Source organism: Luteolibacter algae (genome assembly GCF_042683045.1).
Classification (GTDB): Bacteria; Verrucomicrobiota; Verrucomicrobiia; order Verrucomicrobiales; family Akkermansiaceae; genus Luteolibacter; species Luteolibacter algae.
Map to the genome: position 1 here is coordinate 311,861 of NZ_JBHUIT010000003.1, position 15,355 is coordinate 327,215.

Genomic DNA, 15,355 nt, shown 5'->3' on the forward strand with positions numbered 1-15,355 from the left:
CTGATTCAATCGGGATCGATTTCCAAGCGGGGCGGTTTTCTCATCCGTATGGTCTCCTCGAAATCCCCTAGATCCAAGCTATCGAGAACATTGGTGCTACGGCGGCGGAAACTACCCTCATTGCTGTGCGCCGCATAACTTGGTAGCTCGGTGTGATAAGGATCCTCGCCGAGTAGGACAGGGCTCTTTGGCCGCACCGGCAGCGCATCCAGCGCCGGGAGATTATTGAGTGGATTTTCGATGCTTCCATTCGCAGAGACCACTCCCGAATGCAGCGTGCAGAAGGGAATATTCTCCGTGCCTTTGCGGAAATACTCGGTGTATTTCGTGGAGACGGAGCGAACCGCCCCCTGCTCGACATCCTCGATCATTTCCTGGCAGAACTGAGTCGCCCGCTGGCCGGAGACCGAGCAGATATCCATCTGGATCATGCCCGGGGGGCGCCCGATTTCCACACCGCCAAAGGCTGGAGTAGCAGCATTCATCGTAGCTGCCCAAATCGGCATCGCGATCTCGCGGCTGAAGGCGCCCGGGTAAATCGGCTCGCTATTCCCTTGTAGAAAACCCGTCCAGACCCCGCAGCTAACCCGCCCGTTGTAACCTAGAAACCAGGTATCGGCGAAGTCATGGGTGGTCCCTCCCTTGCCCGCGCCATGAAACGGCTTTGCGATGAGTCCGTCCCTCAAACCACGGGCGCTACCGTGATCCATCCCGCCTGCCATCATGCTGTGAACCTGCCAGGCGACTGCTTCATCCAGAAGCCGCCCCGGAGGATTCTGGCTCTTGGGCTGCCGAAAGACCACCAGGCCCTGCCCGTTTTCAATTCTGGAGAGATATGAAAACTTCACCGAACCCTTTTTTCCTCCCAGCGGAAAAGTAGAAATGGCAGTCACCGCCTGCTTCAGGGATGCCGGTTCCCAGCCGGTATTGATCCGTGGCAAAGGCTTCGAGTCCTTCATCGGAAAGCCAAAAGCGACCCCCGCATTGATGATACGGGGAATACCGATTTCCGTTCCCAGTCTTACAGTCGCAGCGATTTTGGATTCCTCGAAAGCTTTCCTTAGGGTGATCTGGCCTTCGTATACCGGAGAAGCGACCTCCATTCCCCATTCCCCCAGAATCCCTTCACGCCCACCGATCATCACCGCCCGATTGTCCATCGGCACGTCTTCCACGGTAGATGCCGGGCTGTGACTCCCTGCCAATCCGGCAGCGTAGAGAAACGGAAAAAACGCGGTGCCCAGGGGTCGTTTGCCGCTCTCGATGAAATCGAACGGGACCTCCGAGTAATCACGCCCGCCAACATGCGCCAGAACCTCGCCCGTGCTGTGATCCATCACAAAGACCGCCCCTTGTAAATATTCCGGCAGCTGGCCTTCTTTTCCCTTATCGTATGCGCCGTATTTCTGGTGGGAATATCCCGGGTGGTTCTCTGCTTCCTGCAAGGTGATCGCCAAGGCTTTCTCCGCCGCGTTCTGTATCTCGGAAGATATTGTGGTATGGATTTTATAGCCTCCCTCCGCCAGCGCATCCTCCCCGAGGGTCTTCGCCACAGCGTCGGCAATGCGCTCGTAAAGATGGGACGTGCCCCGCTGAAGAGGTTTCGGATCGACCTCCACCGTCGTTGCCTGCGCCTGGGCGGATTCCGATTTCGAGATCATTCCCTCATCCACCATCCGGGAAAGCACCATATTGCGTGCGTTGCGGCTGGCATTTACATTGTTCAATGGGGAATTGTTTGTCGGATTTTTGATAAGCCCGACGATCGTGGCGCATTCTTCCAGATTCAGATCCCGTGGTTCCTTGCCAAAATATCCCAGTGAAGCCGAGCGGAGCCCGTAAAAGCCGCTGCCGAAGTAAATACGGTTGAGGTAAAAACCCAGGATCTGATTTTTCGTGTAACGCTTCTCGATACGCTGGGCGAGAAATGCCTCCACCATTTTCCGCTGCACTCCGCCTTCTCCCCGTTTCAGAGCCTCTTGTTTCAACGGGTAGGCATTTCGCGCCAGCTGCTGGGTAATCGTGCTGGCCCCCTGGGTGGTCGTGCCAGCCTGCCAGTTTAGCTTCAGCGCACGGATGACACCGATGTAATCGACCCCATCATGGGTCAAAAAACGGGAATCTTCTCCGGCCCGGAGCGCGTCGATGAAAAGCTCCGGCACATCCTCTACCGGCATGATGCTCCGGTTTTGAACAAAAATCCGGCCGATTTCCTTCCCGTTCCGGTCCAGGATAATGCTGGGGATTTCCAGTTTATTGATTTCCTCCAGATCGTAGAGCAGTGCACGTTCCCGGTATTCGCGAGTGTAGTTTTCAACAAAAAGAAAACCAAAACCTCCTGCGATCAACATCAGTAGAATGCAGATCAACCAAAAGGTTTTGCGCTTGTAGAAACGGCGCTGGCCGCTCTTCCTCCGGGAGTTTTTAGATTTTTCCGCCATGCCTGATGCCGATCCACAACCACAGCCTAATGACTGCTCGGGAGCAGATGATTACCCGAATCCCATGGACTCGGCAACCCCTTCCTTCCCCACCATGCAGGAAAGATTACTCGCGGAAATCGCGGAATCCGGCCCGCTCGCTTTCCCGGATTTCCTGGATCTCGCCCTCTATCATCCAGAGCAGGGTTACTACGCGGCGGGCTCGGCACAAGTCGGCCGCGATGGCGACTTTTACACGAGCGTGAGTGTCGGGCCGCTTTTCGGGAAGCTACTTGCGCATCGTTTTCTCAAATGGTGGGAAGAAAACGGCCAGCCAGCCAAGTGGCGCGTGCTTGAAATCGGTGCCCATGATGGGAAACTCGCAGCCGATATCCTGGCTCATCTCGCGTCCCTTTCACCAGGCGCGTGGCATGCACTGGAATATGCGGTAGCCGAGCCCCTGCCAAGGCTCCGCACAGCCCAGGAGGCCCGCCTCCGGAAGCTATCTTCCCGGCTTTTCCTTGCACCCAGCCTCGGCGAGATCGCCGCGCAGCCGCTTCCCGGCATCGCCTTCGGAAACGAAATACTCGATGCGCTCCCGTTTCACCTCGTAAAAATGACCGAAGCGGGCTGGCGGGAGATCCGCGTCTCAAGCACGCCGGAGAAGGAACTGGTCCTGGCTCCATCCCTCATTCCTTCGCATTCCCCCCTATCGGAAAAGCTCGCAGCGCTGGGCGATGATTTCCCGCTCAACTATCAAACCGAGCTACGCACAAACTTCCCGGATTTCCTACAGGCCGTCTCCGCATGTCTGGAAAACGGGATGTTGCTCTTTATTGACTACGGTTTCGCCGCCCCGGAATATTATGATCGCCATCGAAGCAACGGCACGCTCCGGACATTTTTCAAGCACCGGGCAGCGGAGGATCCATTGGACCGTCCCGGCGGGATGGATATCACCGCCCATGTCGATTTTACCGATCTCGCCATCAGCGCACAAACCGTAGGTCTATCACCCACCGAGTTTTCCACTCAAAGCAGCTACCTCACACATCTGGCAAAAGATCTCATCATCGCGGGAGAATTGAACGACAAGAAGAGCATCGCCCAGTTCCAGAGTCTTACCCATCCGGCCCATCTGGGCGCGAAATTCCATGCCATCGAGCTCCGCCAATCCCCTGAAATTCCAGAGAACGTGAGGCACCGGCTGGCACTCTGAAACCTCTGCCGGAACGAACTTAACGAGAGATCAAGGTTTCACTTGCCCTGCTGGAAAAAACTCTGCACGTTTTCCCGCATCGCCGGGGTGGCGGAATTGGTAGACGCGCTTGACTTAGGATCAAGTGTCTTTTGATGTGCAGGTTCGAGTCCTGTCCCCGGTATTTTTTAACTTTCATCTCCAATAAAGTTACTGCTCTGAAAGGTGAGCGCGGGATTTCAGAGCTAGTCTCCCATTCCACCCAATTTATCGAGATCAGCACCACGAATGCGTGTGATAAGATGAAATAGAGCTCGCAGCCGTGTGGCAAAATCGCTGTGATTTTTTTTCCTTTCCGGCAGCTTTCCCGGCATAATCCTTCGACTTTCCATCATCCCGATTCACGTTATTTTTATGAGACCCCGTTTTTTACCTCTGCTCGCCGTTTTCTCGGCACTGGCGTTTGCCGCCTCTCATGCACAACGGGAGAAACCCAACGTCCTGGTCATTCTCGCGGATGACCTGGGGTATGGAATCGTAAATTCATACGGAGGTGATCCAGAACGAGTCACCACACCCCACATCGACAAGCTTGCCGCGGATGGTGCCCGCTTTACAGATGCCTATGTGAGCTGCTCCGTATGTGGGCCGTCACGCGCCGGCCTGATGACCGGCCGCTATCAACAACGTTTCGGAATCTACGCGAACTGCGATACCCAGTCAAAAGACTCGGGAGCTCCTCCCGATCAGACAATGATGCCGCGCTACTTCAAAGATGCCGGATATGCCACCGCGATGATCGGGAAATGGCACCTTGGTGTTGCAAAGGCCGGACAACATCCGCTCGACAAGGGTTTTGACGAATATTTCGGCTTCAATAGCGCGCAGACAGATTTTTTCAAATCGCCGATTCTCTTTGATGGACGGACAAAAATTGGCGAGCATGACTATCTCACCCATGCCTTTACAGATCACGCGATAAGCTTTATCGAAAAAACAGGCGAACAGCCATTTTTCGTCTACCTCGCCTACAATGCGGTCCATGGCCCCAACCAGGCACCGAAGGAAACCATCGCAAAATACGCCACCAAAATGGCCCGTAACGATGCCGTCATGGCAGCAATGGTCGAGGAACTCGATACCGGCATCGGGCGGGTGCTCGCTTCATTGGAAAAAACCGGAAAAGCGAAGAATACTTTGGTCTTTTTCCTTAGTGACAATGGCGGCTTGCCTTACTGGTGGGACGGAAGCAATGGCAAGCTCCGCGGTTTCAAGCGCTTCCAATATGACGGCGGAAACAAAGTCCCGTTCATCGTCCGCTGGCCGGCGGAAATCCCTGCGGGACAGGTCCGGAAACAACTCGCCATCTCCCTGGACATCATTCCCACAGCCCTTGATGCGGCAGGGCTGAAAGCTCCGAACAAGGAAGTTTTGGACGGCATCAGCCTACTGCCATCCCTGAAGGAGGCCAAGGACCTGCGGCCGGAACGACTCATCTACTGGGCGGGATCCCATCTCGAGGAAGAAGTGACGAAAGATTCGGTAGGCCATGACAATCCACCGCCCGCCTGGGGCATCCGCCAGGGTGATTGGAAGCTTCTCCAAATTATGGAGCAGGGCCCGCAAATGCTTTTCAACATCGCAAACGACCCCTCCGAATCCGTCGACCTGATCGAGGAAAACCCGGAAATTGCCTCCGAGCTGCGCAAAGCCTGGCTGAAATGGTTTCCCATCTGTGGCACGCCGATTGCCTGGAAGGCAGAATATTTCCAGCAGTTGAAAAATCTGCGCTGAGGCCGGAACGGTGCCAGGCCATTCGGCCATTCGGTTTCACGGCCCGGCACCGCCCGCATATATAACTCTTGCCATTACAGACCAAACTCCATAAGCCTCGGATCTCTTCCGGGGTAACTTCTTCCAGAGGTAATCTCCACAAATTCCCCTTCCTATGATCAACGAACTGAAAATCAAGCTCACCGCTCTCGGCATGAGCGAGGAACTCGCGGAAAAAGCCATTCAGACTGTCGCTGAATTTGCAAAATCCAAGCTTCCCACCCAGTTTCACGGCGCAATGGATGACGTGATGGCCGGCAAAACCCCGGACCTTGGAAAGATGGGCGGTTTGCTCGGCAGCCTCGGAGGGCTTTTCGGCGGCAAATAAGCGCTCCCTCCTGCCTGATGTAGGCATTGCATTGGACCTGTTTTTCATTTTTCAGGCATTTCGCGGGTTGGAAGACTGCCCGAAGTTTGGACTTTAGGTTTGAAGTTTCCACTCCATGCATTTACGGAGTGCCTCGTGTTAACGATCAAGAAACTTACCAAAACCCTCGGTGGCCGCACTCTTCTCCGCGAAGCCGAGATGTCCATCAACTGGGGCGAACGCGTGGCTCTCGTCGGCCCCAACGGTGCGGGCAAGTCCACACTCTTCCGCATGATTCTCGATGAAGATCAGCCGGATGAAGGAACGATCGAGCGTGATGAATACGCCATCACCGGTTACCTCCCCCAGGAAGCGGGCGAGCCGAGCGATGAGACGATTTTGGAAATCGCCATGGGCATCACCCCGGAAATGATCGGCCTGCTCCGCACTATCCGCGAAGGCGAAGCCTCGGGCGATCTCTCCTCGGAAAAATTTGGTAAGGCACAGGATCAATTCACCGCTCTCAATGGCTACCAGCTTGAGCCCAAGGCCAAAAAAATTCTCGCGGGACTAGGCTTCAAGCAAGAGGATTTCAACAAACCGGCCCGGGAATACTCGGGTGGCTGGGTCATGCGGGCCCATCTAGCGCGCCTTCTGGTAATGGAACCGGATTTGCTGATGCTTGATGAGCCGACAAACCACCTGGATCTTATTTCACTCATTTGGCTGCAGCGATACCTTCTCAACTATTCCGGCGCAATCCTGATGATTTCCCACGATCGCGACTTCATGGACACCATGATCGAGACGGTCATCGAGATCGATCCGGATGCCATGCAGCTCATTTCCTACACCGGCAATTACTCGACCTACCTCGAAGAACGCGAAAAAGTCTACGAGCGGAAAGTCCAGGCATACCGGAACCAGAATAAGGAGATCGAAGCTCACATGGAGTTTATCGAGCGTTTCCGCCAAGTCGGTTCAAAAGCCGCCCAGGTTCAATCACGGATAAAACTGGTGGAAAAAATCGAACGAATCGAGAAACCCCGCGCTCCACGCAAGCCTTTCAAATTTTCCTTCCCGCAGCCACCCCGCTCCAATCAAAAGGTCATTGAGATGGAGAAAGTCTGCCAATCCTATCCCGGAAAACGCATCTACAAGGATCTCGATCTCACCATCGAACGAGGTGATAAAATTGTCCTCGTCGGCCCCAACGGTGCCGGCAAAACCACGCTGCTCAAGCTTCTTGCCGGCGAATTGGAAATCGATGGCGGGAAGAAGGACGTCGGGTATCTGACGAAAATCGGTTACTACTCCCAGCACCGTGCCGAGGCTCTCAACGAATACAATACAGTGCTCGATGAAGTCATGGGCGCCTGCACCACCCTGCGCGAAGAAGATGCCCGCGCTATTCTTGGCACCTTCCTGTTCCGGCGGGCGGATGTGGAGAAACGCTGTGGCGTCCTTTCCGGTGGAGAAAAATCCCGTTTGAACCTTGTGAAGTTTCTCGTCGATCCTCCGAACCTCCTGCTGATGGATGAGCCTACAACGCACTTGGATATTCTCTCCATCGACTCATTGGTCAATGCGCTCAAAAGTTACGAAGGCACGCTGGTGTTCATCTCCCATGATGTGCACTTTATCCGCACACTTGCCGAAACCACGCTTCACGTCACCCGCAATGAGAAGGACCCGGAAAACGGTGCCATCGTCACCCGCTACACTGGTGGATACGATTATTTCCTGGAGAAATCCGGGCTCAGTGATGACCGCAGCGCTGTGACTTCCTGAGGATTTTTTCTCGATCCCTTCTGCTTCCTATCGTCACGCCGCGTGATGATCGGGGGGGAGGTCCCGTGCTACGGGTGAGCGTCCGGACTACCGGCGCTCCGATACTCCCGGGGAGACATTCGGAACTGCTTGCGGAAACGTGTTGCGAAATACTGGCTCGTGTTGAAACCTGTTAGCATCGCAATCTCAGTCACTCTCAGATCCGGATTAGCTTTCAGCATTCGTGCTGCATGGAATAGCCGAACTTTGTTCAGTTGATCCGAAGGAGTTGTATTGAAAATCGAGCGGGATGATGCGGTTAAGTAAGTCACGCCGACGCGACAGACGCGTGCGATATCTGCAACTGTCCAAGGCTCGGCCGCTTTTTCGAAGCTTAATTCCAGCCCACGGAAAAACTCCCGGATTGTCCGATCGAAGCCTTGAGGATCACTCATTCCATCCGGAATACCGCCTGAAAGCCTCACTCCGACTTCCACCATCACATGATTGATCAAATTGGAAATTATTGCCGTGGAAAGATCTCCTCCTGCGGCTAGACGCCCACATGCATCTGATAGCATATCATGCAACCTACCGTTTTTATCACCAATATAACAGCGTTGGTTTTTCCTGAAAATTCGCAATAACGCCCTTCGTGAATCGGCATCCGGCCCGATCCACGAAGGGAATTCCCAAGCAGCTCTACCATTGCCGCTCTCCACATCAATGATAAACCAGAATAATTTACAGGCTCCAATATGCGGGTCTCCCAGGCGGTGCCTTTGCCACGGGCGGGTGATGGTAATATCGCCGGGCCTTAAGATCCATTGTTCGGAATCTGTCGCGAAAACCGTCTCTCCATTCAGAAGACAGCAAATCTCGATTCCTTCGTTTCGATGCATGGGTAATCCCCATGCCTGCACGCCAATCGCATCCCAGTAGCCGACTGTCCGAAGCCCCGGCAGCTGATTGACAGCCAGCCTTTTACCCGGATACTGCCCGCGACCATAGGCAAAAAACTCCACGCCACCACGCTGAATCGCATTAAGCAATGGAGAACAATTATCGGCTTCGAGCGGGCCCTTCGGCATCAGCAGAATGTATAGTATTTTTCGTGAGAAAGAGTGAACGCCAAAATTAAAATTTCTTGGCACCTTGGATGCATGATCCAAATTGGCTGCTTTGCTCTTGTCATCCCGTTTACCCCCTTGGCCGATCAGTTCGCAGCCATTCGGGCGATGGGGATCGATTTTGTTGACCTCACCGATAGCCACGACGGTGCCATGCTGGGCAATGAATTCGGCTTCACTGCAGCGGCCAGTCTCGATGCCCACCCGGCCCGCATCCGCGATATGGCTACGGCAAACAAACTCACACTCACAGCTGTTTGCGCCCACGCGAACCTCCTTGATCCCACCTCTCCCGAGGCCTACGGAACCAGCCAGATCATCAAAGCCATCCGCCTCGCCCGCGATCTGGGCGTGAAGCAAGTTATCACAACCGAGGGCGAGCCAAAGACGTCTTTCGGAAGAAACCTCAGCCACGCCGAGCGGATATTCAGTATCACGGAGAAGCTCTACTGGCCTGTGAAGTGGGCAAAGGAACTGGGCATCGAGCTTCTCATCGAGCCGCACGGGATCGTCACTGATAATATCGAAGCCACAAACGAGCTCCTCCAACGTCTCGGAGAGCCGGAAACGGTCGGACTTAATCTGGACACGGGAAATCTATGGCTGGGCGGCGGAGACAACCTCGCCTACATCGAGCGCTTCGGCTCACGCATCAAACATGTTCACTGGAAAGATCTCGGTGCAGCCTGGGAAGAAAAACGCGGCAAACACTTTGGCTGCGGCATGGGCGATATCGCACTGGGCGATGGCATCATCGGCCTTCGGGAAATCGCGGCAGCGCTCAGAAGCATCGGCTTCGTCGGTCCGACAACGCTCGAAGTTTTTGGCGAAGTAAACATCAGTAAATCCGCCGGGAGTCTACGCCAGTGGTTCGCCTAAATAGCAATCAACACATTCAAATATGAAACCAATTTTTTTGTTCATCGGTCTCACTCTAATTTCACTGAGCTGCCAACTGCACGCCGTGGAACCTGCAAATGTTCAGGAAAGCGAAAACTCCATCTCCATGCTCTGGAATGGAAGAATCCTCTGGCGCTACAACCATGATGTCGGCGAGGGAAAACCATATTTTCATCCCCTCGCCAATGCGGATGGCCGCGTGTTCACCGATGTCCGACCAAAAGACCACCCATGGCACCGGGGGCTCTGGCACTCTTGGAAATTCATTAACGGCGTCAATTATTGGGAAGAAAACCGCAGGACCGGCCTTTCCGACGGAAAGACGAGCATCACATCATTTGAGCATAAAATCTCTCCGGACAATACCGTAGAGCTTTCACTGAAACTCTCCTATGCCCCCGCTGCCGATCCTAGACCGTTGCTGAGTGAATCACGCACCATCACGGTGAGCGCACCGGATGCCACGGGAGCTTACAACATCGTGTGGAGATCCGATTTCACAGCACTCGACCAAGACCTTGTTCTCGACCGCACCCCGCCTACCAAAGAAAAGGCTTACGCAGGCTACGCCGGTTACTCACTGCGGATGACGGAAGAACTCAAGGCAGGAACCTTCACAAACAGTGATGGACTCGCCGATGCCAAAGCCCACGCAATGCCTGCCCGTTGGATGAGCCACACTTCACGGCTCAGCACTACGGTCGTGTTCATGGATCACCCGGGGAACTTCACCTTCCCATCGAAATGGTATGTCGGTCTCGGCACGAACTACATGAGCCCCGCGATACTCTATGACGAACCCTACGAGCTGAAAGCGCACCAGAGACTTTCTCTCACCTATAAAGTTCATGTATCCTCCAGAGCACTCGGCCAAGAGGAGATCGAAGAGCTCTGGCAAAGCTGGACACAGCCACAATAACCGCACGCCATGAACAAGCTCTTACCATTCCCGTGCTCATCATATTTACTCGCCTTGCGTTTTCCCAGGAACCCTCCGCAACCACTCCAGACGAGCGGGGGAAGATCGATCTTGTGCCGGTAGGTAAGGAGATCTACTCGCAGAATTGCGCCATCTGCCATGAGAACCAGTCTACCTCTGATATAAAATCCGTCTTGAAAATAGGCCCTCCTCTCTATGGCCTGCTTCAGAAAAATCCTATTCGACGCACCGTTTTCTCCAACGAAACCCTGACCGAAACGCTCACTGAAATTTCTGCCGACGAGAATTATATTCGCACCTCATTGCTGGATCCCACCCTGCACATGGCAACCAGAAAGGAAAACGGAAAAATTATCGCCTACCCTCCCGGCATGCCGCGGTTTCCTCTAGATGGGATAGAGTTCAAGAGCATCATCGCCTACCTCCGCACGCTCAATGATCCGGAAAACCGTGGCCCGGATGAGCTGTGGGTCAAGGCACCCAAGGAGGATGGGAAGAATGCAAAGTTTGAGATCATAATAGGGCAACAGACCAGGATAGTGCGTGCTGAGTTCGCTAATGTGAGCACACGCGCTATAGCGGTGGGAAATCCTTAAGGAGTTCATTATATTTTCGATCTCGCTTGGCTTTCGATCCGGAAAGTCTGGCAGGGAGGGTTCCTGAATCTCCGGGCCGAGCGGACAAACCGTAACATGGGCACCAATGCCCTTGGAAAAGGCGCTGAGGTGATAGATTTCGGGTTCGCCATTCGTCCGCTTTCCGGAACGGAGCCCGTCGATCTGGGATACCAGTCCTTCCCTACTGATATGCAGGCAAGTTACAAGACTCTGCGAGCGGGGTTTAACAGCGCCAGCCCATACTTGGCAGGAGTTCCAGAGGACATACGCTACCTCGGCTACCATCTGGGAACGGAGGGAAATCCGGAGTTTCAATACACGATTGGCAAGACCGATATCCGCCAGAAAGTCGAGCTTTTGAGCAAGAAGTCCATGAAGCTCAAGTTTACCTTCGCTGGCGGAAAAGATCCGATTCGTTTCAAAGTCGATACCACAAAAGTCCAGCTCCATACCTCCGCCGGGAAGATCGAGAGAGATATTCTCACCATACCTGCTGGAACGGAAAGCGTCACTCTCACCCTGGTCAAACCATGAGCTCCAAACTTACTCTACTGACGCTCCTGCTCGCTGGCTCGTTCACCTCCCAGAGCACCGCAGAAGTTCCGAAAATTCTTCCAGAGGGATTTTCTGTAGAAACAATCCCCACTCCACTCGATGAAAACGGAAAACCGCTCTTCTTCGATATCGGGGGCATCGCCTTCACAGAAGATGGCACAGCGGTTGTCGCCTCACGGTTGCACGGCATTTGGAAATACCACGAGAAAACATGGAGCCAATTTTGCGATAGTCTTCACGATCCACTGGGTATCCACCTCGCTAAGCCGGATGGCAGCGCGATCGTGATAGCACAGAAACCAGAGCTAACCGGGATCGAAGACACGGATCGTGACGGCAAGGCCGATGCGTTCAATACGCTGGCAGACCAATGGCGCTACGCCGGGAACTATTGCGAATATGTGCACGGTCCTGTGGTCGATAAAGCGGGGAACTATTTCATCAGTATCAATTCCGCACACATTGGAAATGACCTCCATAACACCCTGCCGCCCGAATCGAAAAGAGGTATGGGCTCTTTCCTCGGCTATGATGGATGGGCGGCCAAAATCACCGAGGATGGAAAATTCATCCCGTATGCCTCTGGTTTCCGCTCTGCGGCAGGTATCGGAATATCTCCTGAAGACGAGCTTTTCATTACCGATAATCAGGGAGATTGGGTGGGCACGTCCACTCTCTATCATGTAAGGAAGGGCGGATTCTACGGCCATCCCGGATCGCTCGCGGATTTACCCGAATACCGCACCGGATCGGGAAAGAACCTCGCTGGAGACGCAGAGCACCTTAATGGAATCCGCACTCTTCCCACGTTGTTGCTTCCCCACGGTGAGCTGGTCAATTCGCCCGGAAATCCTGCATTCAACACGATCACATTCGGCCCCTTTCAAGGACAGATTTTCATGGGCTGCCAGACACGATCCAACATCGTCCGCGCGGATCTGCAATTGGTAAAAGGCGAGTATCAGGGAGTGGTTTTCAATTTCATCGATCATCTGCAATCAGGCTGCCTGCGTCTCACTTTTTCTCCACAGGGTGAACTTTGGGTAGGCCAAACGGGACGGGGCTGGAGATCACAAGGCTCCGCCGAATACGGTCTGCAAAAGGTAAAATGGGATGGATCCGTTCCCTTCGAGATCAGAACTATCAAACTCACCAGCAAAGGTTTCAGAGTGGAATTCACCCGTCCTGCGGACCTGCAATCGCTCACGGAAGAGGACATCTCTGTAAACCACTGGTTTTACAAATACTCCAAGGAATACGGCTCACCGAAGATGGATGAACGGAGCGAGACTCCAAAAATCATCGGAAGATCCGCAGACGGCCTCTCGATGGAATTCGAAGTTCCTCTTTTCCCGCAGCGGCTATATCACATTGCGGTGGATGTAAGGAGCCCTTCAGGGGAACGACCCAGTGTGTCATCCGGGTATTACACATTGAACAAACTCATGGATTAAGAGAGCCCGACCCGGGCAGATATTTCCATAGGAAAAGCCTACAGCCGTTTTAACCCAACTAGTAAATAATACTTCTAACGGGCGCTGAAATCCTACTATTATCGCTATGCCAAATGAATATCGACGATACCTCCCGGATGAATCAGCCTGATATCCCCAGATTTATCTCCAACACGCGGAGGCGAGCCATTCGCGAGTCTGCCGTGGGAGTCCTGCTTATTGGTATTTTGGCCTATGAAATGCGGACGATTGTTCCGGGGACCACGCAATTTTACGGGACAATGATTACAATTCTCTCCCTGGCAATTATCATCGGAGTTCTGTGGTCTTATGTGATCGACCGCACCACACTACACCTCCACCCGAAAACCGATGTCAGATTCTGGCGCGGTGCGTTTCTTTCCCAGGCAAAACTGCTCCGGCTAGTGCCATTCTGGTATCTAGCACCTTTGCTGGCCGGTGTGGTAATCAGGTTATTGCCCTCCGGGACCACTACCTATTGGGATTTCGTGATTTCCTTCATTGTATGCATGATGGTTTTTATATGTCTGACATGGCTCAACCGCCGAGGGGCCGCGAAGTTGGAAATGCAGGCCCAATCCCTGACCTAATATAGTTTCCGGAATTCTACTTTGCCGGGGAGCTGAATTTTTCCACCTCTTCGAAATATCTGCCGCTATCGGTCAGCCGTGGATCTCCGGTGGCCTGGAGTTCATCCATCAGCCTTCGTTTCAAGCTTTCCACGATCTCAGAAAATTCCGGAACGTCTGCCACGTTGTTTACCTGATCCGGGTCCTTCTTTAAATCGTAGAGCTCGAGCTGAGGCCGCTTGCCGAAGGCCCGATCGTAATATGCTTTCACAGCAGGATCCGAACGGTGAGTGACGAGCCACGCCTTGGTAGGGCAGGCATCCATATCCGGGAATACGGCCTTGGTATTCTTGATCAATTCGGTCTCGTCCGGTTCCTCTGCCGAATCCAGCCGCGAAGCATCTCCCATGGGAGAGCGATCCGGCTCGAAATTAATAATCAGCAGGTAATCTTTGGTGCGAATCGCCCGTTGCGGGTATGGGAGATTATTTTTCCGCGCACTGGGAACATGACGCTCGCGACCGATGTATACCTGGGTTCGCGATGCATCGACCAGCCCTTCGTCAGTGGACTCGAGAACCGGCCACAATGACTTGGCCGTCATACACTTTGGAACATCTACCCTCCCCGCGTCCAAGAATGTGGGAGCAAGATCAGGCAGCGAGACAAAATCATCTACAACCCGCCCGCCCTTCACGCCCGGCCCGACCAGGACCAATGGAACCTGCGTCCCGAAGTCGTAAAGATTGCATTTTCCGTGGGGAAACCCCGGTGCGCCATGGTCCCCGGATATCGCGATGATCGTGTTCGCGTATTCACCCGTTCGCTTCAATTCGTCTACCAGCACCCCGATGGCCATGTCGAACGCCATCGCCTGGCCGAAATAGTCATTCAAATCCTCCCGCACCTCCGCCACATCGGGCAGGAACCGGGGCATCTTACCTCTGAGCGCATCAGGATTCGTTCCCCATTGAGCCTCGCCCGAGCCCTTGACCCAGGAACGGTGGGTTGTCGTCGGCCCGAACCAGAAACAGAACGGCTGGCCTGTTTCACGGTCGGCTAGGAAATCCCGAAAATTCTGGCGCACCTGGGTCATCACCTTCTCTTTTGCTGCTTCCGGGTCCTTTCCTTGTTTGATCGCCGCAGCGACAGGATAGGAGATGTTACAGATTGAGCGACCTGCCTTGTTGTATTGGTTTCGCGCGCCACCATATGGAGCATTCATCGGAGTTCCCGGCCCCCAGACCTTGTCGGAAAACCCGATGTTATATCCGGCTTGCTCCAGCAGCAGTGGATAGACCGGAATCGACTCATCCCATACGCTTGTCAGGACAGAGGCAGTTCCTGTGCGCCAGAAATGCTGTCCGGACAATAGCTAGCTACGGCAAGGTGTGCAGGATGGAGAACTGACGTAGGCATTATTGAATAATACTCCCTCTCTCGCCAAATTATCAAAATTCGGGGTTTTTATTACATCATTCACCGTTCCGGGTCCGTCGACCTCAGCGTAAATGCTCGCATGCCGTCCCCAGTCATCGGCAAAAAGAAATAGGATATTGGGTCGCTCCGCGGAGGTCGCAGTGGCAACTCCGATGAAAAATACCGTGAGTATTTTAAAAAAGTTCGATCGGTTCATCGCTA

At 53.8% G+C, this 15,355-nt stretch carries 12 protein-coding genes, 1 tRNA gene and 1 pseudogene; 11 read left to right on the forward strand and 3 right to left on the reverse strand.

Annotation, left to right across the window (positions count from 1 at the left end):
• Window positions 1–5: 5 nt before the first annotated feature.
• Complete coding sequence (locus ACFSSA_RS05570) at window positions 6–2,441, reverse strand: transglycosylase domain-containing protein (protein WP_386819106.1); 2,436 nt, start codon at window positions 2,439–2,441, stop codon at window positions 6–8.
• Between ACFSSA_RS05570 and ACFSSA_RS05575 the strand changes: the two genes are divergently transcribed.
• The 5 genes from ACFSSA_RS05575 to abc-f all read left to right on the forward strand — a co-directional run bounded on the left by ACFSSA_RS05575 (window position 2,440) and on the right by abc-f (window position 7,549).
• Window positions 2,440–3,639 carry a class I SAM-dependent methyltransferase gene (locus ACFSSA_RS05575; protein WP_386819107.1) on the forward strand — a complete coding sequence of 400 codons (1,200 nt, stop codon included), beginning with the start codon at window positions 2,440–2,442 and terminating at the stop codon, window positions 3,637–3,639. The genes ACFSSA_RS05570 and ACFSSA_RS05575 overlap by 2 nt on opposite strands.
• 81 nt (window positions 3,640–3,720) lie before the next feature.
• Window positions 3,721–3,802: transfer RNA gene (locus ACFSSA_RS05580), tRNA-Leu, on the forward strand.
• 230 nt (window positions 3,803–4,032) lie between these two features.
• Window positions 4,033–5,412: a sulfatase gene (locus ACFSSA_RS05585; RefSeq protein ID WP_386819109.1), complete on the forward strand. Its 1,380-nt coding sequence runs from the start codon at window positions 4,033–4,035 to the stop codon at window positions 5,410–5,412.
• A 154-nt stretch (window positions 5,413–5,566) separates the two neighbouring features.
• Window positions 5,567–5,779 carry a hypothetical protein gene (locus tag ACFSSA_RS05590; protein WP_386819111.1) on the forward strand — a complete coding sequence of 71 codons (213 nt, stop codon included), beginning with the start codon at window positions 5,567–5,569 and terminating at the stop codon, window positions 5,777–5,779.
• A gap of 99 nt (window positions 5,780–5,878) precedes the next feature.
• Window positions 5,879–7,549: a ribosomal protection-like ABC-F family protein gene (gene abc-f, locus ACFSSA_RS05595; protein WP_386819113.1), complete on the forward strand. Its 1,671-nt coding sequence runs from the start codon at window positions 5,879–5,881 to the stop codon at window positions 7,547–7,549.
• 68 nt (window positions 7,550–7,617) lie between these two features.
• On the opposite strand, the gene ACFSSA_RS05600 is transcribed toward abc-f, so the two are convergent.
• Window positions 7,618–8,619: an AraC family transcriptional regulator gene (locus ACFSSA_RS05600; protein WP_386819115.1), complete on the reverse strand. Its 1,002-nt coding sequence runs from the start codon at window positions 8,617–8,619 to the stop codon at window positions 7,618–7,620.
• A 72-nt stretch (window positions 8,620–8,691) separates the two neighbouring features.
• Here ACFSSA_RS05600 and ACFSSA_RS05605 point away from each other — a divergent pair, with 72 nt between their 5' ends.
• The 6 genes from ACFSSA_RS05605 (at window position 8,692) to ACFSSA_RS05630 (ending at window position 13,735) form a co-directional block, all read left to right on the forward strand.
• Window positions 8,692–9,537, forward strand: coding sequence for a sugar phosphate isomerase/epimerase family protein (locus tag ACFSSA_RS05605; RefSeq protein WP_386819116.1), 846 nt, complete (start codon window positions 8,692–8,694; stop codon window positions 9,535–9,537).
• Window positions 9,538–9,559: 22 nt separating this feature from the next.
• Window positions 9,560–10,477 carry a DUF6807 domain-containing protein gene (locus tag ACFSSA_RS05610; RefSeq protein WP_386819118.1) on the forward strand — a complete coding sequence of 306 codons (918 nt, stop codon included), beginning with the start codon at window positions 9,560–9,562 and terminating at the stop codon, window positions 10,475–10,477.
• A 32-nt stretch (window positions 10,478–10,509) separates the two neighbouring features.
• Window positions 10,510–11,094: a c-type cytochrome gene (locus tag ACFSSA_RS05615; protein ID WP_386819120.1), complete on the forward strand. Its 585-nt coding sequence runs from the start codon at window positions 10,510–10,512 to the stop codon at window positions 11,092–11,094.
• Window positions 11,095–11,190: 96 nt separating this feature from the next.
• Window positions 11,191–11,649, forward strand: coding sequence for a hypothetical protein (locus ACFSSA_RS05620; RefSeq protein WP_386819122.1), 459 nt, complete (start codon window positions 11,191–11,193; stop codon window positions 11,647–11,649).
• On the forward strand, window positions 11,646–13,124 hold the full coding sequence (locus ACFSSA_RS05625) for a PQQ-dependent sugar dehydrogenase family protein (RefSeq protein ID WP_386819124.1): 1,479 nt from the start codon (window positions 11,646–11,648) through the stop codon (window positions 13,122–13,124). Before ACFSSA_RS05620 ends, ACFSSA_RS05625 begins: the two co-directional genes overlap by 4 nt.
• Before the next feature lie 113 nt (window positions 13,125–13,237).
• The gene (locus ACFSSA_RS05630; protein WP_386819126.1) at window positions 13,238–13,735 is read left to right on the forward strand and encodes a hypothetical protein; all 498 of its coding nucleotides are present in this window, start codon (window positions 13,238–13,240) and stop codon (window positions 13,733–13,735) included.
• Between the two features lie 16 nt (window positions 13,736–13,751).
• On the opposite strand, the pseudogene ACFSSA_RS05635 reads toward ACFSSA_RS05630, so the two are convergent.
• Window positions 13,752–15,350 (reverse strand): annotated as a pseudogene (locus ACFSSA_RS05635) (sulfatase family protein).
• Between the last annotated feature and the right edge of the window lie 5 nt (window positions 15,351–15,355).

Excerpts from the sequence above, each read along its gene's own strand:
- ACFSSA_RS05625 (WP_386819124.1), top strand. The coding sequence starts at position 11,646 with ATGAGCTCCAAACTTACTCTACTGACGCTCCTGCTCGCTGGCTCGTTC.
- ACFSSA_RS05610 (WP_386819118.1), top strand. The coding sequence starts at position 9,560 with ATGAAACCAATTTTTTTGTTCATCGGTCTCACTCTAATTTCACTGAGC.
- ACFSSA_RS05590 (WP_386819111.1), top strand. The coding sequence starts at position 5,567 with ATGATCAACGAACTGAAAATCAAGCTCACCGCTCTCGGCATGAGCGAG.
- ACFSSA_RS05575 (WP_386819107.1), top strand. The coding sequence starts at position 2,440 with ATGCCTGATGCCGATCCACAACCACAGCCTAATGACTGCTCGGGAGCA.
- ACFSSA_RS05630 (WP_386819126.1), top strand. The coding sequence starts at position 13,238 with ATGAATATCGACGATACCTCCCGGATGAATCAGCCTGATATCCCCAGA.
- ACFSSA_RS05605 (WP_386819116.1), top strand. The coding sequence starts at position 8,692 with ATGATCCAAATTGGCTGCTTTGCTCTTGTCATCCCGTTTACCCCCTTG.
- ACFSSA_RS05585 (WP_386819109.1), top strand. The coding sequence starts at position 4,033 with ATGAGACCCCGTTTTTTACCTCTGCTCGCCGTTTTCTCGGCACTGGCG.
- ACFSSA_RS05620 (WP_386819122.1), top strand. The coding sequence starts at position 11,191 with ATGGGCACCAATGCCCTTGGAAAAGGCGCTGAGGTGATAGATTTCGGG.
- ACFSSA_RS05570 (WP_386819106.1), bottom strand. The coding sequence starts at position 2,441 with ATGGCGGAAAAATCTAAAAACTCCCGGAGGAAGAGCGGCCAGCGCCGT.
- ACFSSA_RS05600 (WP_386819115.1), bottom strand. The coding sequence starts at position 8,619 with ATGCCGAAGGGCCCGCTCGAAGCCGATAATTGTTCTCCATTGCTTAAT.